Raw genomic sequence first — 22,342 nt, 5'->3', positions numbered from 1 at the left:
GACGAAAAAGCCTAGCAGCCGTCTGTGATTTCGCCATTGCGCAAGATCACCTACGTTGCAACCTTTGTGCGGTCGATGTGGGAGCGCATAAAGGCGGCACCGTTAAAGCAATTGGCTCCTAAGCTAATGCAAAAAAGTTATTTATTTTACTTTTCTTAGATCATTTAGCCTTCTCGCCATCCATCACATCGATTGCCTGACGAGAGGTTCACCATGATCCCGCACGCTCCGCTGCGCCTGTTCGCCGCCCTGACCCTCGCCAGCGCCAGCTGGTTGGCCCAGGCTGCCGACCTGACCGTGGCTTACCAGACCACTGTCGACCCGGCCAAGGTGGCGCAGGTCGATGGCGACTACGAAAAAGCCAGCAAGGCCAGCATCGACTGGCGCAAATTCGACAACGGCGCCGACGTGATCACTGCCGTAGCCAGCGGCGATGTGCAGATCGGCTACCTGGGCTCCAGCCCGCTGGCCGCCGCCGCCACCCGCAAGCTGCCAGTCGAGACCTTCCTGATCGCCACGCAGATTGGCGCCGGTGAAGCCCTGGTTGCCCGCGACAGCATCAAGACGCCGCAAGACCTGGTTGGCAAGAAAGTCGCCGTGCCGTTCGTCTCCACCGGCCACTACAGCCTGCTGGCCGCGCTGAAAAGCTGGAACATCGACCCGGCCAAGGTGCAGATCCTCAACCTGGCGCCGCCGGCGATCATTGCCGCCTGGAAGCGCGGCGACATCGACGCCACCTATGTCTGGGACCCGGCCCTGGGCGTGGCCAAGGAAAACGGCAAGGTGCTGATCACCTCCGGCGAGCTGGCCAAGAAAGGCGCACCGACCTTCGACGCCTGGATCGTGCGCAAGGACTTCGCCGCCAAGCACCCCGACGTGGTCAAGGCCTTTGCCAAGGTCACCCTCGATGCCTACGCCGACTACCGCAAGAACCCGCAAGCCTGGCTGGCCAACCCCGACAACGTGAGCAAGCTGGCCAAACTGTCGGGCGCCAAGCCTGCCGACATCCCGGTGCTGCTGCAGGGCAACGTCTACCCGCTGGCCGCCGACCAGGCCAACGCACTGGGCGCACCGACCACCCAGGCGCTGACCGACACGGCCACCTTCCTCAAGCAGCAAGGCAAGGTCGACGCGGTGCTGCCGGACTACTCGCCGTACGTCAGCGCCCAGTACCTCCCCAACTAAGCCTGTAGAAACCGACGGGAGCCTGCCATGGCCTTGCTCGAACTGGAGCGCATCAGCGCACAGTACCCCGGTGCCGAAACCCCGGTACTGGCCGACATCAACCTGAGCCTGGGGCCGCGCCAACTGCTGGTGGCCCTGGGGCCTTCCGGCAGCGGCAAGACCTCGCTGCTCAACCTGATCGCTGGCTTCGTCGCCCCCAGCGGCGGGCGCATCACTTTGGACGGCGTACCCGTGCAGGGCCCCGGCGCCGAGCGCGGCGTGGTGTTTCAGGACGATGCGCTGCTGCCTTGGCAGAACGTGCTGGGCAACGTCGCCTTTGGCCTGGAACTGGCCGGTGTGCCACGCGCCGAGCGTGAAGCCAAGGCCCGCGAAATGCTGGCCCTGGTCGACCTCGACGGGTTTGGCGAGCGGCGTATATGGCAATTGTCCGGTGGCCAGAAACAGCGTGTGGGCCTGGCCCGGGCGCTGGCAGCCGACCCACGGGTGCTGCTGATGGACGAGCCGTTTGGCGCACTCGATGCCTTCACCCGCGAGCAGATGCAGGAGTTGTTGCTGCAGGTGTGGCAGCGCACCGCCAAGCCGGTGTTCCTGATTACCCACGACATCGAAGAAGCCGTGTTCCTCGCCAGCGAGCTGGTGCTGCTGGCGCCCAACCCGGGGCGCGTGGTGGAGCGCCTGCAACTGGACTTCGGCCAACGCTATGCAGCCGGCGAATCGGCGCGGGCGATCAAATCCGACCCCGCCTTCATCGAAACCCGCGAGCATGTACTGGCGCGGGTGTTCTCTCAACGTCAAAGCCTGCAGGAGCGCGCATGAGCAGCCTGGACCTGCCGGTCACCGGCAAACGCAACGCCCATCACCGACCAGCCGCCAAGCTGCGCCGCCCCCTGCCCACTCGCTGGATCAGCACCCTGACCCTGGCCAGCCTGCTGTTGGCCTGGTGGCTGGTGACCGCGGCCGGCTGGATCGAACCACTGTTCCTGCCCTCGCCCGCCGATATCCTGAGCAAGGCCGGGACCCTGCTGACCCAGGGCTACATGGATGCCAGCCTGTGGCAGCACCTGGGTGCCAGCCTGGGACGCATCGGCGTGGCCCTGCTGGCCGCCACCCTCACCGCCATCCCGGTGGGCATCGCCATCGGCTACAACCGCGTGGCCCGCGGCATTCTCGACCCGCTGATCGAGTTTTACCGGCCGATCCCACCGCTGGCCTACTTGCCGCTGATCGTCATCTGGTGCGGCATCGGCGAGCTGTCGAAGGTGCTGCTGATCTACCTGGCGATCTTCGCCCCCATCGCCATTGCCACTGCCACCGGCGTGCGCACGGTCGACCCGGCCAAGCTGCGTGCCGCGCAGTCGCTGGGCGCGACCAAGGCCCAGCTGATCCGCCACGTGATCCTGCCCAGCGCCCTGCCCGACATCCTCACCGGCATCCGCATTGGCCTGGGGGTCGGCTGGTCGACCCTGGTGGCCGCCGAGCTGATCGCCGCCACCAGCGGCCTGGGCTTCATGGTGCAGTCGGCGGCGCAGTTCCTGGTTACCGATGTGGTGGTGCTGGGCATTCTGCTGATCGCCCTGATCGCCTTCGCCCTGGAAATGAGCCTGCGTGCCCTGCAACGCAAACTGGTGCCTTGGCACGGGCAGAGCCACTGAATCCTGTTGACCACGCCAGCAGCCTGGCGCCTGATTGAAGAGACCGACATGAGCCTGACCATCACCCCCCTCAGCCCGGCGCTCGGCGCCCAGATCAGCGGCGTGGACATCAGCCGCGATATCACCGCCGAAGAACGTGACGCCATCGAGCAGGCGCTGCTGCAGCACCAGGTGCTGTTCTTCCGCGACCAGCCGATCAACCCGCAGCAGCAGGCGCGTTTTGCCGCCCGCTTCGGCGACCTGCACATCCACCCGATCTACCCCAATGTGCCGGAAACCCCGCAGGTGCTGATCCTCGACACGGCGGTTACCGACGTGCGCGACAACGCCGTATGGCACACCGACGTGACCTTCCTGCCGACCCCGGCCCTGGGCGCGGTGCTCAGCGCCAAGCAGTTGCCGGCCTATGGTGGCGACACCCTGTGGGCCAGCGGCATCGCTGCCTTCGAAGCCTTGTCGGCGCCGCTGCGCGAGATGCTCGACGGGCTGACCGCCACCCATGACTTCACCAAGTCGTTCCCGCTGGAGCGCTTTGGCACCACGCCGGAAGACCTGGCGCGCTGGGAAGCCACCCGGCGCAACAACCCGCCACTGTCGCACCCGGTGGTGCGTACGCATCCGGTGAGCGGGCGCAAGGCGTTGTTCGTCAATGAGGGGTTTACCACGCGCATCAATGAGCTGAGCGAGCTGGAAAGCGAGGCGCTGCTGAAACTGCTGTTCGCCCATGCGACGCGGCCGGAATTCAGTATTCGCTGGCGGTGGCAGGAGAATGACGTGGCCTTCTGGGACAACCGCGTGACCCAGCATTTTGCCGTGGATGACTACCGGCCGAACCGGCGGGTGATGCATCGGGCGACCATCCTCGGGGATGCGCCCTTCTGATAGAGATGCATCAGCAGTGCCGGCCTCTTCGCGGGCTTGCCCGCTCCCACAGGTCCGGCACAGATTTCAGAAACTGTGTTGAACCTGTGGGAGCGGGCGAGCCCGCGAAGAGGCCGGTACAGGTTACTATCTGACCAGATGCAGGAACTGCATGTGCCTTTCGTACTGGTCGAGGATGTCGTTGATGATCTGCTCCTTGCTGTAGCCCACCAGGTCATAGTTCTGGCTGCCTTCGCTCAGGTGCACCTCCGCCCGGTAGTAACGGCGGTTCTTCAACTCCTGCGTACCCAGCCCACCCAGGGCGAACGATGGTGTGAAGTAACCACGCATCTGTACCTGGTAAATGAACGGCTGTTCCTCGCCATGGCCAATCTTCAGGCTGACGTTGTCATGGCTCGGGTCGTCCTGGGTAATCAGCACCAACCCCTTCTGCTCGAACACCTCACGCACATCGGCAATCGCCGGGCGTACCACGTCGTCCATGAAGCGGTACACCTCATCACGCGACGGGAAGTGCACCGCCTGGCTCAGGCGCTGGCGCCAGCCACCACGGCCGCGGCGTGACTGGGCGAACGGGGCCAGCGAATGCATCTGCGCGATCTGCCGTTGCGACTCCAGGTAGAACGCCTTGTGCAGCCCCCACATCATGCACAGCAAGATCAGCGAGAATGGCAACGAGGTCAGCACCACCGCCGACTTCAGCGAATCGATGCTACCGGCGAACAACAACGCACTGGTGATCAGCGCCGTCATCGCGCCCCAGAAGATGCGCAGCCAGTTCGGCCCGTCCTCGTCGGTGTCACCACCCTTGGCCGACAAGGTCGACAGCACCACGGTGCCCGAGTCGGCCGAGGTGACGAAGAACACGAAACTGATGAACACCGTCACGGCGATCACCGTCTTGCTCCAGGGGTAGGTCTCCAGTAGCAGGTACAAGCTCATCGACGGGTTATCCAGCGCCGACTGGCCCAGCGCGGTCATGCCGTGGTTGATGACCTGGTCCAGGGCGCTGTTGCCGAAGATCGACATCCACGCCAAGGTGAAGCCCAGCGGAATCAACAGCACGCCAAAGACGAACTCGCGGATGGTGCGGCCACGGGAAATGCGGGCGATGAACAGGCCCACGAACGGCGCCCAGGCAATCCACCAGGCCCAGTAGAACACCGTCCAGCCGCCCAGCCAGTCGCGGTTCTCGCCGTAGGCATAGACGTCGAAGCTCTTGCGCGGCAAGGCCCCCAGGTAGTCGCCGAGGTTCTGGATCAGCGTGTTGAACAGGTGCTGGGTAGGCCCGGCGAACAACACGAACAGCAACAGCGCGCAGGCCAGGAACAGGTTGATGTCGCTCATCACCCGCACGCCCTTCTCCACCCCGGCGACGGCCACGGCCACCGCCGCGCCCATCATCAGGGTGATGAGCAGTACCTGCACCCACTGGCTGTGGTCGATGCCGAACAGGTAGTCGAGGCCGGCGTTCAGGTGCAGCACGCCAAAGCCCATGTCGGCACCCAGGCCGAACACCGTGGCGATGATGCCGAAGCCGTCCACCGCATAACCGATCGGCCCGTTGATGCGCTTGCCGATCAGCGGGTACAACGCCGAACGCAAGGCCAGCGGCAGGTTGTGCCGGTAGGCGAAGTAGGCCAGCGCCATGCCGACGAAGGCGAACACGCCCCAGCCATGCAGGCCCCAGTGCAGGAACAGGATCTGCATCGCCTGGCGCCCGGCCTCGGCCGTGCCCGCTTCGCCCTGGGGCGGCTGCAGCATGTGGGTCAAGGGTTCGGAAACGCAGAAGAAGAACAAGGTGATGCTGATGCCGGCGGCGAACAGCATGCCGGCCCACGACAGGTAGCTGAACTCGGGTTCGTCGTGGTCGGCACCGAGCTTGATCTTGCCGTAGCCGGACAAGGCGGTGACCACCACGAAGACCAGGTACAGCGTCATTGCCAGCATGTAGTACCAGCCGACCGTGTTGGCCGCCCAGTTCTGCGCCGCCAGCAACCAGTCGCCTGCTGCTTGCGGATAGGAAATGACCACCAGGCCGAAGATGAGGATGAAACTTGCCGCGAAATAGAACACCGGGGGGTTCATGCGGATCTTGCCGTTGGCAAGTGAAGAGGTCGATGCACTCATTGGGGGTGCACCTCGTCGAATGACGTAAGGTTCGGAATGAACGGGTTCAGCAAAGGAATCCTCCTGTTGAACACCGGCAGCGGACCAGCGTTTTTCATTGAACAAGCGTTCAAGTTAAACATGGATCGGATTTCAATGCGAATTGGGGCGCTGATTGGTGCCCTCCTGTTCTGGCCCTTTCGCGGGTAAACCCGCTCCCACAGATACTGCACAAGATTCAAAATCTGTGGGGTTCCTGTGGGAGCGGGCAAGCCCGCGAAGAGGCCAGTACAGGCTAAAGAGATGCTAGATCAGTTCTTGTCCTGGCAATCCAGCTGCAGGTTGGCCTGGGTAATGTTGCTCTCGGCCGGCACACTGCGGGTCAGCCACACATTGCCGCCAATGGTCGAGCCTTTGCCGATGGTAATCCGCCCCAGCACCGTGGCCCCGGCATAGATCACCACATCGTCCTCGACGATCGGGTGGCGTGGCAGGCCCTTGTGCAGCGTGCCCGACTCATCGCTGGGGAAGCGCTTGGCGCCCAGGGTCACCGCCTGGTAGATGCGCACACGTTCGCCGATGATCGCGGTTTCGCCGATCACCACGCCGGTGCCGTGGTCGATGAAGAAGCTCGGGCCGATCTGCGCTCCGGGGTGAATGTCGATCCCCGTGGCCGAATGCGCCAGCTCCGAGCTGATCCGCGCCAGCAACGGCAGGCCGGCCTGGTACAGGTGGTGCGCCAGGCGGTGGTGGATGATCGCCAGGATGCCCGGGTAGCACAGCAGCACTTCATCGACGCTGCGCGCCGCCGGGTCGCCGTGGTAGGCGGCCAGCACGTCGGTGTCGAGCAGCACGCGCAGGCCCGGCAGGGCGGCGGCGAAGCCCTGCACCAGGCTCAGCGCATGGGCATCGACGCCGGCCAGGTCGCCCTTGCTTTGCCGCGCGGCGTAGCGCAGCTCCAGGCGGGCCTGGGCCAGCAAGGCAGTCAGCGCGGCATCCAAGGTATGGCCAACGTAGAAGTCTTCGCTTTCTTCGCGCAGGTCGACCGGGCCAAGGCGCATGGGAAACAGCGCGCCGCACAGTTGTTCCAGAATCTGCCGCATCGCCTCGCGCGAAGGCAGCTCACGCCCGCCCTGCTCGCCAATGCTGCGGCCATTGCGGGTACGCCATTGTTCACGGGCACCGCGCAGGCCGGTGACGATGCTCTGCAACTGCCAGTGCCCGGATGAAGGTTGTTCGCTCACGGTTTTCTCCTGCCTGAAGAGGCCAACTTTTTTTATCGGCAGGTCAGGCCTCTTCGCGGGTAAACCCGCTCCCACAGGTACACCACAAGGCTCAAGATCTGTGTAGTCCCTGTGGGGGCGGGTTCACCCGCGTAAGGGCCGGACCTGCTTACATGTAATCCACTCTACGGCAAATCCGTCTCTTGGAAAAAACAACGCTTTATTCCATCCTGCGCTAAGTCAGGCATAAGCCGCGATGACGGAGCAGGCAACCTCGCCTACCCTCAAAGCAGCCAGCAACTGGCAAAAACCAAAAAGGAAATAACAAAATAATTTTTTAGTATTTCCTGGCCTAAGCAGCCAACTCTATATTCGCCACCCACTACTTCCACAACAAGCGCGGGGCTCTGTCATGTCGAAATTCGCCAAACCGCTACTCAACGCCAGCCTGGCACTCCTGCTGGGTGCCGGCCTGCTCAGCCAGGCCTTCGCCGGCGAGCAATTGAAGACCATCCAGGAAAAAGGCGTGATCAACGTCGGCCTCGAAGGCACCTACCCACCGTTCAGCTTCCAGGACGAAAACGGCAAGCTGACCGGCTTCGAAGTGGAGCTTTCCGAACTGCTGGCCAAAGAGCTGGGGGTAAAGGCCAAGGTACAGCCGACCAAGTGGGACGGCATCCTCGCCGCACTGGAATCCAAGCGCCTGGACGTGGTGATCAACCAGGTGACCATTTCCGAAGAGCGCAAGAAGAAGTACGACTTCTCCGAGCCTTACACCATCTCCGGCATCCAGGCGCTGATCCTGAAGAAGAAGGCCGAGCAGCTGAACATCCACAAGGCTGCCGACCTGGCCGGCAAAAAGGTCGGCGTAGGCCTGGGCACCAACTACGAGCAGTGGGTCAAGCAGGACGTGCCGCAAGCCGATGTGCGCACCTATGAAGACGACCCGAGCAAGTTCGCCGACCTGCGCAACGGCCGCATCGACGCCATCCTGATCGACCGCCTTGCTGCGCTGGAATACGCACAGAAAGCCAAGGACACCGAACTGGCCGGCGATGCCTTCTCGCGCCTGGAAAGCGGCGTAGCCCTGCGCAAGGGCGAGCCGGAACTGCTGGCAGCGATCAACAAGGCGCTGGACAAGCTCAAGGCTGACGGCACGCTGGCCAAGCTGTCCGAGAAATACTTCGGTGCCGATGTCACCAAATGATCGCTGAAAGCCTGCAACTCGTTGTCGACTCCACGCCCTTCCTGCTGAAGGGCGCGGGTTATACAGTGCTGCTCAGTGTTGGCGGCATGTTCTTCGGCCTGCTGCTGGGCTTCGCCCTGGCGCTGATGCGTTTGTCGAAGATTCTGCCGCTGAACTGGCTGGCGCGGGTCTACGTGTCGTTCTTCCGCGGCACGCCGCTGCTGGTGCAGCTGTTCGTCATCTACTTCGGCATGCCGCAGATCGGTATCGAGCTCGACCCGATCCCGGCCTCGCTGATCGGCCTGTCGCTGAACATGGCCGCCTATATCTGCGAGATCCTGCGCGCGGCGATTTCCTCGATCGACCGTGGCCAGTGGGAAGCCGCCGCCAGTATCGGCATGACCCGCGTCCAGGCCATGCGTCGGGCGATCCTGCCCCAGGCCTTGCGCACCGCCCTGCCGCCGTTGGGCAACAGCTTCATCTCGCTGGTCAAGGACACCGCCCTGGCGGCGACCATCCAGGTGCCCGAGCTGTTCCGCCAGGCCCAGCTGATTACCGCGCGCACCTTCGAAGTGTTCACCATGTACGTGGCGGTGGCGGTCATCTACTGGGTGCTGTGCAGCATCCTCGCGCACTTCCAGAACCGCATGGAAGCGCGCGTCAACCAGCATGACCAGGAGCATTGAGCATGATTGAAGTCAAAGGCCTGACCAAGCGGTTCAAGGGCCAGACCGTGCTCGACGGTATCGACCTGACCGTGCAGCCCGGCGAAGTGGTGGCCATTATCGGCCCCAGTGGCTCGGGCAAGACTACCTTCCTGCGTTGCCTCAACCTGCTGGAAACACCCGATGCCGGGCAGATCCAGATTGGCGACATCAGCATCGACGCCAACCGCCCGCTGGGTGGCCAGCAAAGTGCGATCCGCCGTTTGCGCCAACAGGCCGGGTTCGTGTTCCAGAACTTCAACCTGTTCCCTCACCGCACCGCTCTGGAAAACGTGATCGAGGGACCAGTGATCGTCAAGAAGACGCCCCGCGAGCAGGCCATCGAACTGGGCCGGCGCCTGCTGGCCAAGGTCGGCCTGGCAGGCAAGGAAGACGCCTACCCGCGGCGCCTGTCCGGTGGCCAGCAGCAACGGGTGGCTATCGCCCGCGCCCTGGCCATGGAGCCGGAGGTGATCCTGTTCGACGAGCCGACCTCGGCGCTGGACCCCGAACTGGTGGGTGAAGTGCTGGCGACCATCCGCGGCCTGGCCGAGGAGAAGCGCACCATGATCATCGTCACCCACGAGATGAGCTTTGCCCGGGATGTGGCGAACCGGGTGATCTTCTTCGACAAGGGCGTGATCGTGGAACAGGGCGAGGCCAAGGCGCTGTTTGCAGCGCCAAAGGAAGAGCGTACCCGGCAGTTCCTGCGCAAGTTCCTGGGGACTGCTGCCTCCGAGTAAACCTGTTGCGGCCTCCTCGCGGGCACGCCCGCTCCCACAGGTGGGGCACCGATTTCAAGATCTGTGCTGTACCTGTGGGAGCGGGCGTGCCCGCGAAGAGGCCGGCACATCCAGAGCAAATACCTCCTTCTATACATATTCCAAAGAGTTAGTTCATAAACTTTTTATAAAGCATTAGGGTATATATACCGGACCACCGGACCAGCACACATCTGCCGCGATCAGCTGTAGCGGCATTACTTTTTTGTGAGGTCAGGAATGGTCAGGATCACAATCACCCCAGTGCGTAACGCCAGGGCATTGAGTGCAGCCAAGGAGCGGTACTGATGTCCAGCCAAGCCAATACCCAATTCCACAGCGATCTCGACAGCTCGCCCCTGCTGCTGCCGGCCAAGGTACTGCGCAACGACGCCGAAGCCCTGCAAGCGGCCCGCGAACTGGCTGAGGTCGCCCGCGAGCAGGCAGCCCGCCGCGACCAGCAACGCAAGCTGCCATGGGCCGAAATCGAACTGTTCACCCGCAGCGGCCTGGGCAGCATCAGCGTACCGAAGGCCCACGGTGGCCCCGATGTGTCGTTCGAGACCGTGGCCGAAGTGTTCCGCCTGATCAGCGCCGCCGACCCGGCCCTGGGGCAAATCCCGCAGAACCAGTTCGGCATGCTGCAACTGCTGCGCCTGACCGCCACCGAGGCACAGCAGGCGGTAATCTTCCGCAGCGTGCTCGACGGCTGGCGCATCGGCAATGCCGGCCCCGAGCGCGGCACCAAGGACACCCTGACTCTCAAGGCCAGGATCACCCGCGTCGGTGACAGCTATCGCATCAGCGGCGAGAAGTTCTATTCCACCGGTGCCCTGTTCGCCCACTGGGTGGCGGTCAAGGCACTGGACGACGAAGGCCGCCAGCGCCTGGCGTTCGTACGCCGGGGCAGCCCGGGGCTGCGCATCGTCGATGACTGGTCGGGGTTCGGCCAGCGCACCACTGCCAGCGGCACCGTACTGCTCGACCAGGTACCGGTGGATGCCGACCTGGTGATCGACAACTGGCGCCAGCGCGACACTCCCAACATCCAGGGCGCGGCCTCGCAGCTGATCCAGGCGGCGATCGATGCCGGCATTGCCGAAGCGGCGATCGAAGATGCCATCAGTTTCGTGCGCGAAAAGGCCCGGCCATGGATCGAGGCCAAGGTCGACCGCGCCAGCGACGACCCCTATGTAATCGCCGACATTGGCCGCCTGAAGCTCGAGCTGCACGCCGCCGAAGCGCTGCTGCGCAAGGCCGCGCGGGTCCTCGACGAGGTCAATGCCGCGCCGATCGATGCAGCAAGCGCGGCGCGGGCCTCGATCGCGGTGGCCGAGGCCAAGGTGCTGACTACCGAGATTGCCCTGCAAGCCAGCGAGAAGTTGTTCGAGCTGGCCGGCAGCCGCGCCACCCTCGCCGAGTTCAACCTCGACCGCCACTGGCGCAATGCCCGGGTGCACACCCTGCATGACCCGGTGCGCTGGAAGTACCACGCGGTCGGCGCTTACCACCTTAACGGCACCTTGCCAGCGCGGCATTCCTGGATCTGACTTGCTGCCTTTGGGGCTGCTGCGCAGCCCTTCGCGGGCTCGCCCGCCCCCACAGGATAACCACCGCCTGAACAGGCATCACTTTACCTGTGGGAGCGGGCGAGCCCGCGAAGGGCCGCGCAGCGGCCCCCGGAGAACACCATGACTACAAGCATCATTACCGACGACACCCAAGCCCTGAACGTTGCCGAAGAAGTCGCCCAACAACTGCGCCGCGACAGCGCCCTGCGCGACCGCGAACGCCGCCTGCCACACACCGAGCTCGAGCTGTTCACCCGCTCCGGCCTGTGGGCCATCAGCGTGCCCAAGGCCTTCGGTGGCGCCGGCGTGTCCAACGTCACCCTGGCCAAGGTCATCGCCCGCATCGCCCAGGCCGACGGCTCCCTCGGGCAGATCCCGCAAAACCATTTCTACGCCCTGGAAGTACTCCGGGTAAACGGCACGCCCGAACAGCAACAGCGCCTGTACGCCGAAGTACTGGCGGGCAAGCGCTTCGGCAACGCCCTGGCCGAACTGGGCACCAAGACCGCCAACGAGCGCACCACCCGCCTGACCCGCGACGGCGATGGCTTTCGCATCAATGGCCGCAAGTTCTACGCCACCGGCGCCATCTACGCCCAGCGCATTCCCACATCGGTGGTCGATGAGCATGGCGTACAGCACCTGGCCTTCGTCCCGGCCGACAGCAAGGGCCTGCAGGTGATCGACGACTGGAGCGGCTTCGGCCAGCGCACCACCGGCAGCGGCTCGGTGGTGTTCGACAACGTATACGTCAGCGCCGCCGACGTGGTGCCCTTCCAGAGCGCCTTCGAACGCCCCACCCCGGTCGGCCCGCTGGCGCAGATCCTTCATGCTGCCATCGACACCGGCATCGCCCGCGCCGCCTTTGATGATGCCCTGCACTTCGTGCGCACCCGCAGCCGCCCCTGGGTCGACTCCGGCCTGGACAAAGCCAGCGATGACCCGCTGACGTTGAAGAGTTTCGGCCACCTGGCGATCCGCCTGCATGCCGCCGAAGCCTTGCTGGAGCGTGCCGGTGAATACCTGGACCGTGCCCGCGACGACAGCACTGCCGACAACGTGGCAGCCGCATCCATCGCGGTGGCCGAGGCCCGCGCCATCAGCACCGAAATTTCCCTCGCAGCCGGCACCACCCTGTTCGAACTGGGCGGTAGCCAGGCCACCCTGGCCGAACACAACCTCGACCGCCACTGGCGCAACGCCCGCGTGCACACCCTGCACGACCCGGTGCGCTGGAAGTACCACGCCATCGGCAACTACTACCTCAACGATGCCAACCCACCACGCCGGGGGACTATCTGATGGCCAGGCAGATCCTGCTCAATGCCTTCAACATGAACTGCGTCGGGCACATCAACCACGGCCTGTGGACCCACCCACGGGACACCTCGACCCAGTACAAGACCCTGGACTACTGGACCAGCCTGGCGCGCCTGCTGGAGCGCGGCCTGTTCGACGGGCTGTTCATCGCCGACATCGTCGGCACCTACGACATCTACGGCCAGTCGCTGGACGTCACCCTCAAGGAGTCGATCCAGCTGCCGGTCAACGACCCGCTGCTGCTGGTCTCGGCCATGGCCGCCGTCACCCGCCACCTGGGTTTCGGTCTCACCGCCAACCTCACCTACGAGGCGCCGTACCTGTTCGCCCGGCGCCTTTCCACCCTGGACCACCTGAGCAATGGCCGGGTGGGCTGGAACATCGTCACCGGCTACCTCGACAGCGCCGCCCGGGCCATGGGCCTGGCGCAGCAACCGGAGCATGACCGCCGCTACGACCAGGCCGACGAGTACCTGCAGGTGCTGTACAAGCTGCTGGAAGGCAGCTGGGCCGACGATGCCGTGGTCGCCGACCGCCAGCAGCGCGTCTATGCCAGGCCCGACAAGGTGCGCAAGATCCACCATCAGGGCGAGTTCTACAAGGTCGACGGCTACCATCTGTGCGAACCCTCGCCGCAGCGTACCCCGGTACTGTTCCAGGCCGGCAGCTCGCAGCGTGGTCTGGCCTTCGCCGGCAACCATGCCGAATGCGTGTTCATCAGTGGCCAGGACAAGGCCGCCACCCGTGCCCAGGTCGACAAGGTGCGCGCCGCCGCCCAGGCCGCTGGCCGTGACCCGCAGGCGGTCAAGGTGTTCATGGGCATCACGGTGATCGTCGCCGCCACCGAGCAGCAGGCCCAGGCCAGGCACGCCGAGTACCTGCGCCACGCCAGCGCCGAGGCCGGGGTCGCGCACTTCGCCGCGTCCACCGGCATCGACTTCGCCGCCTACGCGCTGGACGAGCCGATTGCCTTCAGCCAGGGCAACGCCATCCAGTCCGCCACGCGCCAGTTGCAGGACAACGCCTGGACCCGCCGGCGCCTGCTGCAGCAGCACGCCCTGGGTGGCCGCTACGTGACCCTGGTCGGCGCGCCCGAACAGGTGGCCGAGCAGCTGATCGCCTGGATCGATGAAACCGGCCTGGACGGTTTCAACCTGACCCGCACCGTTACCCCGGAAAGCTTCGAGGACTTCATCGACCTGGTCATCCCGCAGTTGCAACAGCGTGGCCGCTACAAGACCGCCTACGCCGAAGGCACCCTGCGCGAAAAACTGTTCCAGGCCGACCACCCGCACCTGCCTGCCGACCACCCTGGCTCGGCTTACCGCTATACCTCTACCCCGACTGGAGCCCTGCACCATGCTTGATAAACTGTTCCGGCCCGTCGCGGCCATTGCCCTCACCCTCGGCCTGTCCGCCAGCGCCCTGGCTGCCGAACCGCTGAAGATCGGCACCACCGCCGCATTTGCCATCCCGCTGGAAGCCGCAGTGGAAGAAGCGCACAAGCAAGGCCTGGAAGTGAAGCTGGTCGAGTTCAGCGACTGGATCGCGCCCAATGTCAGCCTCAACAGCGGCGACATCGACGTGAACTACTTCCAGCACATCCCGTTCCTGGAAAACGCCAAGGCGGCGGCGGGCTTCAACCTGGTGCCCTACGCCCCGGGCATCATCAACAACGTCGGCCTGTACTCGAAAAAGTACAAAAGCTTCGCCGACCTGCCCGAAGGCGCCAGCGTGGCCATCGCCAACGACCCGATCAACAGCGGCCGTGGCCTGCAGTTGCTGGCCAAGGCCGGGCTGATCACCCTCAAGCCGGGGGTCGGCTACAAGGCCACCGAGGACGACATCGTCGCCAACCCGAAAAAGCTGAAAATTCTTCAGGTGGAGGCCGTGCAGCTGGTACGTGCCTATGACGACGCCGACCTAGTGCAGGGCTACCCGGCCTACATCCGCCTGGCCAACAGCTTCGACGCAGGCTCGGCCCTGCTGTTCGACGGCCTGGAGAACAAGGAGTACGTGATCCAGTTCGTCATTCGCCCGCAAAGCAAGGACGATCCGCGCCTGGCCAGGTTCGTCGACATCTACCAGCACTCGCCAGCGGTGCGCGCAGCCCTGGACAAAGCCCACGGCAAGCTTTACCAGGCCGGTTGGGAGGGCTGACATGAGCCAGGCCAGCGCGCTCCGGGCGCCCACCTTACAACCACTGCCGTCAACGGCCAGGGAGCAGGCCCTGCGCCCGGAGGTCAATGAAGCCCACGTGCGCTTCATCGGCCTGGGCAAGACCTACCCGGGCCAGGCGCAACCGGCCTTGCAAGGCATCGACCTGAACATCCGCCGTGGCGAGATCTTCGGCATCATCGGCCGCAGCGGCGCCGGCAAGTCATCATTGCTGCGCACCATCAACCGCCTGGAACAACCCAGCCAGGGCCGGGTGTTGATCGACCAGGTGGACATCGCACCCTTCGACGAGGACCACCTGGTGGCCCTGCGCCGGCGCATCGGCATGATCTTCCAGCACTTCAACCTGATGTCGGCCAAGACCGTGTGGCAGAACGTCGAGCTGCCCCTGAAGGTGGCCGGCGTGGCCAAGGCCGAACGCCAGCGCAAGGTACGCCAACTGCTGGAACTGGTCGGCCTGCAGGAAAAGCACCACGTTTACCCGGCGCAGCTGTCCGGCGGGCAGAAGCAGCGCGTGGGCATTGCCCGGGCGCTGGTGCATGACCCCGAGATTCTGCTGTGCGACGAGGCCACCTCGGCGCTGGACCCGGAAACCACCGCTTCCATTCTCGAACTGCTGCGCGACATCAACCAGCGCCTGGGCCTGACCATTGTGCTGATCACCCACGAGATGGCGGTAATCCGCGATATCTGCCACCGGGTGGTGGTGCTGGAACGCGGAGAAGTGGTCGAGCAGGGCGAGGTCTGGCGGGTGTTTGGCTCACCACGCCACGAGGTCACCCGCACCCTGCTCGCGCCGTTGCAAGCCAGGTTGCCAGCCGCGCTGCAAGCCAGCCTGCGGGCCAGCCCGGCGAGCCGCGACAGTGCCGTGGTGCTGAGGCTGACCCTGCTCGGCGAGCCCGAACTGTCTGCCCTGTTCAACGACCTTGGTGGCCGCGTGCGCCTGCTGCAGGGCGGTGTGGAAACCATTGGTGAGCATGCCCTCGGGCAGCTGATCCTGTCGGTGCAGCACTCGCCGCACGACCCCCATCAATTGCTGGAACGCGCCCGCCGCTGGGCCGAGGACGTGGAGGTACTGGGCCATGTGGTTTGATCGCCTGCTGGAAGGTTTGCTCGATACCCTGCTGATGGTCGGCGTGTCGTCGCTGATCGCCCTGCTGGTGGGGGTACCGATGGCGGTGCTGCTGGTCACCAGCGACAAGGGCGGGATCTTCGAGGCACCGCTGCTGAACCGGGTGCTGGGCGCCTTCGTCAACCTGTTCCGCTCGATCCCGTTCCTGATCCTGATGGTCGCGCTGATCCCCTTTACCCGCCTGGTGGTGGGCACCACCTACGGCGTGTGGGCGGCGGTGGTACCGCTGACCATTGCCGCCACGCCGTTCTTCGCGCGGATTGCCGAGGTCAGCCTGCGTGAAGTCGACCACGGCCTGGTGGAAGCTGCGCAAGCCATGGGCTGCCGGCGCTGGCACATCGTCTGGCATGTGCTGCTGCCCGAGGCGCTGCCAGGGATCGTGGGGGGCTTCACCATTACCCTGGTGACCCTGATCAATTCCTCGGCCATGGCCGGAGCGATCGGTGCCGGGGGCCTGGGGGATATCGCCTACCGCTATGGCTACCAGCGCTTCGACAGCCAGATCATGCTGACCGTGATTGCCATGCTGGTGGCGTTGGTGGCGTTGATCCAGCTCGGTGGCGACCGGTTGGCGAAAGGCCTGAACAAGCGTTGAATTCTTCGCGGGCACGCCCGCTCCCACAGGTACTGCACAAGGTTTGAATACAACGATATCCCTGTGGGAGCGGGCCTGCCCGCGAAGGGGCCTTCAACCCCAGCGAAGATCCCCGGCAGGCACCGGTCGCCCGAACCAGTAGCCCTGCCCCAGCTGACACAGCTCCTGCAGCAGGAAGCTGGCCTGCTCTGCCTGCTCGATGCCCTCGGCATGCACCTGCATGCCCATGCTGCGGGCCAGGGCGATGATCACCCGGACGATCGCGATGTCGTCCTCATCCAGCGGCAACCCGGCAACGAAGCCCTGGTCGATCTTCAGCTTCTGCACCGGCAAGCGCTTTAGACGCAACAACGATGAATACCCGGTGCCGAAGTCGTCGATGGCCAGGGTCACCCCCAGTTCACGCAGGCGATGCAACTGCTCCAGCGCCACGTCCGGGTCTTCCATCACCGCGCTCTCTGTCACCTCCAGCTCCAGCAAGGCCGGGGCCAGGCCGGTGTCGTGCAGCGCTTCGGCCACCTGCTGGTACAACTCGTGCTGGCCAAACAGGCGGCTGGAAATGTTCACCGCCACAAAGGCCAGCTGCCGGCCTTCGCCCTGCCATTGCACCATCTGCCGACACGCCTGGCGCAATACCCAGGTGTCGATCTCGGCAATCAGCCCGGTGCGCTCGGCAATCGGGATGAATTCACCTGGCGGTACCAGGCCGCGCTGGGGGTGCTGCCAACGCACCAGGGCCTCGACGCCGACCTGGCGGCCGGTCGCCAGGTCGTGCACCGGCTGGTAGAACACTCGCAGCTCGTCCTGCTCCAGGGCCCGGCGCAGCTCGCCGGCAGTTTCGACCCGGTGCTGGGCGTGGGCAGTCAGCTCTTCGGTGTACAACGCATAGCAGGCTCGCCCGCTGCTCTTGGCCTTGTACAAAGCCGAGTCGGCGTTGCGCAGCAACTGCTCGGCACTCAAGGCATCGCTTGGGAACAGGCTGATGCCTGCGCTGACACTGATGAACAGGCGGTTGCCGTCGAACAGAAATGGCTCGCGCATGCGCTCGATGATGCCCTGCGCCAGCTTGCCCGCCTGGCCGACCTCCTGGCAGTTCTCCGCCAGCACGCCATATTCGTCGCCCCCCAGACGCGCCAGAGTCACGCCGCTGCCCAGCACTTCACCCAGGCGCTCGCCGACCAGCTTCAGCAACTGGTCGCCGATGGTGTGGCCAAGGCCGTCGTTGATACTCTGAAAGTGGTCCAGGTCCAGTAACAGCAGGGCACAACCGCGCTTGTTGGCCTGGGCTGCGGCCAGGGCCTGCTCGACCCGGTCCGTGAACAGCAGGCGGTTGGGCAGACCGGTCAGCGGGTCGTGGTGGGCCAGGTAGGCCAGTTCCTGTTCCGAATGCTTGATCGCGCTGATGTCGCTGAACACTGCCACGTAATGGCTGAGCTCACCTTCGTCGTCGTGAATGGCACAAATGGTCTGCCACTGTGGGTAGATTTCGCCGCTCTTGCGCCGGTTCCAGATTTCACCGCTCCACTCGCCGCTTTCCGCCAGGGTGGCGAAGATCTGCTGATAGAACGCCAGGCCATGGCGGCCCGATTTGAACTTGCTCGGGCGCTGGCCGATGACCTCGTCCTGCTGATAGCCGGTAATACGCATGAAGGCACGGTTGACGTGCACGATCAGGCCCTGGCGGTCGGTCACCAGCACGCCCTCGAGGGTGCTGTCGAACACGGCGGCAGCCATACGCAGCCGTTCGCGGTCTTCGCAACGCAAACGCGCGCCACGGCCGATGAAATTGAGCAGACGCACCCGCGACACATAGATCAGCAAGGCACTGAACAGCACCCAGACCACCACGTTGATCTGCCGGCCCACGTTCAGAGCCAGAGGGTCGTCAGTCATGCCGCGCAGCACCACCTCGGCCAGCGTCAGCCAGAGGATCGAGAGCACCACATACAGCGCAGCCATGCGCAAGGCGTCGCGAACGGAAACAGACATGTCGGGTGCAATTGCCCATAGAAAGTGATGGGGCATTATAAAGGCTGAAACATGTCGTGACCTCCTATCTGAACGGGTGACTGTATTTATTTCCCGCTCAAGGGATAATCAGCCCCTCCTCCTGCATTCCGAGGGTATTTACACCTATGTGGTACAACGGCCTGCTCGACTTGTCGGCCTGGCAACTGGTCGGCATCACCCTGTTGATGACCCACGTGACCATCGTCAGCGTCACGGTCTACCTGCACCGCTACTCCGCGCACCGGGCCCTGGAACTCAATGGCGCGCTCAAGCACTTCTTCCGTTTCTGGCTGTGGCTGACCACGGCACAGAACACCCGCGAATGGACCGCCGTGCACCGCAAGCACCATGCCAAATGCGAAACCCCCGATGATCCGCACAGCCCGCTGTACAAGGGCCTGGGCACGGTGCTGCGCAAAGGTGCCGAGCTTTACCGGGAAGAGGCACGCAACCCCGAAACCCTGCGCATCTACGGCAAGAACTGCCCGGACGACTGGATCGAGCGCAACCTCTACTCGCGCTACAAGCTGGGCGGCATCGCACTGATGGCGGTGATCGACCTGCTGCTGTTCGGCACCATCGGCATCACTATCTGGGCGGTGCAGATGATGTGGATTCCGTTCTGGGCCGCCGGCGTGGTCAACGGCCTGGGCCACGCCCTCGGCTACCGCAACTTCGAGTGCCGCGACGCCGCCACCAACCTGGTGCCGTGGGGCATCGTCATCGGTGGTGAAGAGCTGCACAACAACCACCACACCTACCCCAACTCGGCCAAGCTGTCGGTCAAGCGCTGGGAGTTCGACATGGGTTGGGCGTGGATCCGCCTGTTCTGCCTGCTGCGCCTGGCCAAGGTGCAGCGCGTGGCCCCCATCGCCCACCGGATGGCCGGCAAGGCAAGCCTGGACATGGACACTGCCATGGCGATCCTCAACAACCGCTTCCAGATCATGGCCCAGTACCGCAAGCTGGTGATCGGGCCGCTGGTCAAGCAGGAGCTGGCCCGCGTCGATGCCTCGCTGCGCCACCACTTCCGCCGCGCCAAGCGCCTGTTGTCACGCGAGACCAGCCTGCTGGAAGACCGTCATCATGTGCGCATCGAGTCGATGCTCGCCCACAGCCAGGCGCTGAAGACCATCTACGAAAAACGCCTGGCCCTGCAGCAGATCTGGGCGCGCACCAGCGCCAACGGCCACGACATGCTGGCCGCCATGAAGGACTGGGTACACGAGGCCGAAACCAGCGGCATCCAAGCCCTGCGCGACTTCGCGGCACAACTGAAGACCTACTCCCTGCGCCCGACCGCCGCCTGACCGCCGTTGATCGGCACGCCCCCTTGGCGGGGCGTGCCGCCCGGAACTTCGCCCCTTCGTTTACACTCAAACTCGGCACATCGCCCGCGTGGCGGGCCAGATGCTGGCCGCACGCTTACACGCCGAGACCCGCTCCGTGCACATGGCCAAGAACATTCCAACGACACTGCCTGGCACCCCCCCTCCGGAGGCCGCCCAGACCTTGCTTGCGCTGCTCCACGCCCAGGGCGAGGTTGCCCGCCTGAGCGAGCGCGAGCAGCTGTTCAGCTCCCTGCTCGACAGCGTCAACGCTGTGCTGTGGGCCTTCGACTGGGAAACCCGCCAGGTGCTGTACGTCAGCCCCGCCTACGAGCGCATCTTCGGTCGCCCGGCCAGCCTGGTACTGGCTGACTACAACGAGTGGCGCGACAGCATTTACCCAGACGACCTGGAGTTCGCCGAGCGCAGCCTGGCCCAGGTACTGCTGAAGGGTTCGGTGGAAGACCGCGAGTACCGCATCCTCAATGCCGACGGCCAGCTGCGCTGGCTGAGCGACAAGTGCTACATCAACCAGCAACGCGATGGTGACCGGGTGATCATCGTCGGTATCGCCGAAGACATCACCGAGAAGAAGCAGCTCGAAGGCGAACTGCAGCGCCTGGCCACCACCGACGTGCTGACCCAGAGCAGCAACCGCCGTCACTTCTTCGAGTGCGCCCAGCAAGCCTTCGACAGCGCCCGCGAAGACGGTACGCCACTGGCCTTCCTGCTGCTGGACATCGACGACTTCAAGCGCATCAACGACAGCTACGGTCACCAGGAAGGCGACCAGGTGTTGCAGCAAATCGCCGATAGCGGCAAGGCCGTGCTACGGCGTGGTGACCTGTTCGGGCGCATTGGTGGCGAGGAGTTCGCGGCTGTGTTCCCGGGCTGCACTGCCCAGGTGGCGGAACAGATTGCCGAGCGCTTGCAACGGCAGATCCAGCGGCTGAGCTTCAGCCATGGGGAGCAGACTTACGGAGTGACGGTGAGCCAAGGGGTGACCGGCCTGACTGACGAGGATGTGGCGCTGGACACCCTGTATGCCCGGGCCGATGCGGCGATGTACCAGGCCAAGCGACAGGGCAAGAACCAGATCGTCCGCGGCTGACTGCCTTACACAGTACTTGCTGGCCTGTACGGTCCCTGTGGGAGCGGCCTTGTGTCGCGAAAGGGCTGCAAAGCAGCCCCTGGATCTCAGCTGGAAACCTCGGCCTCGGCTACCGGCGGCTCTTCCTGCGGCTTCACCTCCGGGTTCTCCACCTTACGCAACCGGCTCAGCTCCGGCAGGCCAAGCTTGAGCAGGCGCGCGGTCTTGCTGCTGGCCACCTTCTCCAGCCCCTGCCCAGCCGGCAGCCGCGACAGCTGCCCGGCCAGGTTCATGGCCAGGATCTCCCGCGAGTAAACCCCACCGCCCAACTGGTAGATCGCCGCGATCAACTCGCGCAATCCCAGCGGTAGCCGCCAACGCGTACGCAACGCCGAGCCAAACGCAGCGCCAAACTCGTTGAGCGACAGCTGAACCTGGTCCTCATCCAGTTCGCCCCCGGCCAGTCGCCATTCCTGCAAGCAGCGCAGCACCGCCAGGTCGCCCAGGCAATGCAGCAGTCCTGCGCAGTAGCAACGTCCCTCATCCAGTTCAAGCATGCGCGCCAAGGTCCGCCCATATTCGGCAGCGTGCAGCGAAAGGTCCCAGTAACGGGCCGCATGCTCGGCCAGCAGCGGGTCGCTGAGGCGTGCGCTGCGCTTGAGGGTCATGCCCAGGATCAGGTTCATGCTCTGGGTGCTGCCAAGCTTGTTCAGGGCCTGCAACAACGTCTGCACCGGTACTTCGCGGTGCAGCGCTGCGCTGTTGGCCGCAGCGATCAGGACGGCGGTGATCTGCGGGTCCTCCTGCACTTCCTCTTCGAGCACCCTCAGGTTCAGGCCGTGGGGGTTGAGCGCGCGCTTGATCGCCACCTGCACATCGGCCAGCAGCGGCCCACCATCGGCGCTGGCTCGGCGCTGTTCCAGATAGGCCGGCAGGCTGGCGCCTGGTTGCAAGGCCGGTGCCGGGCAAGCGATCTCTTCGCCAACCGCCAGCAGCAGCTCTTCCAGACGCTTGCGCAGGTTATCCAGGTCAAGCGGCTTGCTCAGGTAGGCCGTGGGGTGCAGGGGCAGCGCCTCGCGCACACTGGCGCTGTCACTGCGGTTGCTCATGAGGATGAACGGCAAACCCGAGCCTTTGGCGCGCACCTTGCGCAGCAGGTCGAGGCCATCGACGCCGGGCAGCTCGCGGGCGGCGATGATCAGGTCGGGTTTGCTGGACAAGGCACTGAGCGCCTGCGAACCGTCGGCGCAGACCTGCAGGCGGGCATCACAGCGCACGCTGAGCAGCATTTCGCTGAGCATGTCACGTACCCAGGGGTCGCCTTCGACAATCAGCACGCTTGGTGGGGTGGGGTTTGCAGCGCTCATCGCCAACTCCTGAAATTCCCTGACACGCAGTCCGTCGCAGCTTCCTAAG

The 22,342-nt window shown here is 64.6% G+C and carries 19 protein-coding genes; 15 read left to right on the top strand and 4 right to left on the bottom strand.

Annotated features, from left to right (window positions below; genetic code table 11):
- The first annotated feature begins 213 nt into the window (after positions 1-213).
- Genes tauA through tauD form a run of 4 tightly spaced genes read left to right on the top strand, consistent with a single transcriptional unit; the run spans position 214 to position 3,719 of the window.
- A complete protein-coding gene (gene tauA, locus ACIQYU_RS20895) occupies positions 214-1,185 on the top strand; it encodes a taurine ABC transporter substrate-binding protein (protein WP_063914450.1) in 972 nt (323 codons plus the stop codon).
- A gap of 27 nt (positions 1,186-1,212) precedes the next feature.
- Positions 1,213-2,001 (top strand): taurine ABC transporter ATP-binding subunit, encoded by a 789-nt coding sequence (gene tauB, locus ACIQYU_RS20890; RefSeq protein ID WP_023660883.1) that lies wholly within the window; start codon positions 1,213-1,215, stop codon positions 1,999-2,001.
- Positions 1,998-2,837: a taurine ABC transporter permease TauC gene (tauC, locus tag ACIQYU_RS20885; RefSeq protein WP_233688056.1), complete on the top strand. Its 840-nt coding sequence runs from the start codon at positions 1,998-2,000 to the stop codon at positions 2,835-2,837. Before tauB ends, tauC begins: the two co-directional genes overlap by 4 nt.
- A gap of 48 nt (positions 2,838-2,885) precedes the next feature.
- Entirely contained in the window at positions 2,886-3,719 is an 834-nt protein-coding gene (gene tauD / locus ACIQYU_RS20880; protein ID WP_207833112.1) for a taurine dioxygenase, read from the top strand.
- Positions 3,720-3,845: 126 nt separating this feature from the next.
- On the opposite strand, the gene betT is transcribed toward tauD, so the two are convergent.
- Together betT and epsC are read right to left on the bottom strand one after the other, a co-directional pair.
- On the bottom strand, positions 3,846-5,807 hold the full coding sequence (gene betT, locus ACIQYU_RS20875; protein ID WP_207833172.1) for a choline transporter BetT: 1,962 nt from the start codon (positions 5,805-5,807) through the stop codon (positions 3,846-3,848).
- Between the two features lie 332 nt (positions 5,808-6,139).
- Positions 6,140-7,072, bottom strand: coding sequence for a serine O-acetyltransferase EpsC (gene epsC / locus ACIQYU_RS20870; RefSeq protein ID WP_207833108.1), 933 nt, complete (start codon positions 7,070-7,072; stop codon positions 6,140-6,142).
- A gap of 391 nt (positions 7,073-7,463) precedes the next feature.
- Here epsC and tcyJ point away from each other — a divergent pair, with 391 nt between their 5' ends.
- The 9 genes from tcyJ (at position 7,464) to ACIQYU_RS20825 (ending at position 16,498) form a co-directional block, all read left to right on the top strand.
- Entirely contained in the window at positions 7,464-8,258 is a 795-nt protein-coding gene (tcyJ, locus tag ACIQYU_RS20865) for a cystine ABC transporter substrate-binding protein (protein ID WP_063914446.1), read from the top strand.
- Entirely contained in the window at positions 8,255-8,923 is a 669-nt protein-coding gene (gene tcyL / locus ACIQYU_RS20860; RefSeq protein ID WP_063914445.1) for a cystine ABC transporter permease, read from the top strand. The genes tcyJ and tcyL overlap by 4 nt, the downstream gene beginning before the upstream one ends.
- Positions 8,924-8,925: 2 nt before the next feature.
- A complete protein-coding gene (gene tcyN / locus ACIQYU_RS20855) occupies positions 8,926-9,684 on the top strand; it encodes an L-cystine ABC transporter ATP-binding protein TcyN (RefSeq protein ID WP_063914444.1) in 759 nt (252 codons plus the stop codon).
- Positions 9,685-10,010: 326 nt separating this feature from the next.
- Positions 10,011-11,252, top strand: coding sequence for an SfnB family sulfur acquisition oxidoreductase (locus ACIQYU_RS20850; RefSeq protein WP_207833106.1), 1,242 nt, complete (start codon positions 10,011-10,013; stop codon positions 11,250-11,252).
- Positions 11,253-11,393: 141 nt separating this feature from the next.
- Entirely contained in the window at positions 11,394-12,575 is a 1,182-nt protein-coding gene (locus tag ACIQYU_RS20845; RefSeq protein ID WP_207833104.1) for an SfnB family sulfur acquisition oxidoreductase, read from the top strand.
- A complete protein-coding gene (locus ACIQYU_RS20840; RefSeq protein ID WP_207833102.1) occupies positions 12,575-13,960 on the top strand; it encodes an LLM class flavin-dependent oxidoreductase in 1,386 nt (461 codons plus the stop codon). The genes ACIQYU_RS20845 and ACIQYU_RS20840 overlap by 1 nt, the downstream gene beginning before the upstream one ends.
- Complete coding sequence (locus ACIQYU_RS20835) at positions 13,953-14,753, top strand: MetQ/NlpA family ABC transporter substrate-binding protein (RefSeq protein ID WP_063914440.1); 801 nt, start codon at positions 13,953-13,955, stop codon at positions 14,751-14,753. Before ACIQYU_RS20840 ends, ACIQYU_RS20835 begins: the two co-directional genes overlap by 8 nt.
- Before the next feature lies 1 nt (position 14,754).
- A complete protein-coding gene (locus tag ACIQYU_RS20830; RefSeq protein ID WP_233688054.1) occupies positions 14,755-15,864 on the top strand; it encodes a methionine ABC transporter ATP-binding protein in 1,110 nt (369 codons plus the stop codon).
- Complete coding sequence (locus tag ACIQYU_RS20825) at positions 15,854-16,498, top strand: methionine ABC transporter permease (protein ID WP_008096606.1); 645 nt, start codon at positions 15,854-15,856, stop codon at positions 16,496-16,498. The genes ACIQYU_RS20830 and ACIQYU_RS20825 overlap by 11 nt, the downstream gene beginning before the upstream one ends.
- A gap of 93 nt (positions 16,499-16,591) precedes the next feature.
- On the opposite strand, the gene dibA is transcribed toward ACIQYU_RS20825, so the two are convergent.
- Positions 16,592-18,487, bottom strand: coding sequence for a phosphodiesterase DibA (gene dibA / locus ACIQYU_RS20820; protein WP_233688053.1), 1,896 nt, complete (start codon positions 18,485-18,487; stop codon positions 16,592-16,594).
- Between the two features lie 146 nt (positions 18,488-18,633).
- Between dibA and desA the strand changes: the two genes are divergently transcribed.
- Together desA and ACIQYU_RS20810 are read left to right on the top strand one after the other, a co-directional pair.
- On the top strand, positions 18,634-19,818 hold the full coding sequence (desA, locus tag ACIQYU_RS20815) for a delta-9 fatty acid desaturase DesA (RefSeq protein WP_402801924.1): 1,185 nt from the start codon (positions 18,634-18,636) through the stop codon (positions 19,816-19,818).
- 100 nt (positions 19,819-19,918) lie between these two features.
- Positions 19,919-20,947 carry a sensor domain-containing diguanylate cyclase gene (locus ACIQYU_RS20810; RefSeq protein ID WP_233688051.1) on the top strand — a complete coding sequence of 343 codons (1,029 nt, stop codon included), beginning with the start codon at positions 19,919-19,921 and terminating at the stop codon, positions 20,945-20,947.
- 86 nt (positions 20,948-21,033) lie between these two features.
- Here the strand turns inward: ACIQYU_RS20810 and ACIQYU_RS20805 are convergent, their stop codons facing one another.
- A complete protein-coding gene (locus ACIQYU_RS20805; protein ID WP_207833090.1) occupies positions 21,034-22,293 on the bottom strand; it encodes a response regulator in 1,260 nt (419 codons plus the stop codon).
- Positions 22,294-22,342 lie beyond the last annotated feature (49 nt).

It is taken from the genome of Pseudomonas sp. NPDC096925 (assembly GCF_044762545.1).
GTDB lineage: Bacteria > Pseudomonadota > Gammaproteobacteria > Pseudomonadales > Pseudomonadaceae > Aquipseudomonas.
Note: the sequence above shows the minus strand (reverse complement) of the source record. Positions and strands in the feature narration are given on the sequence as shown.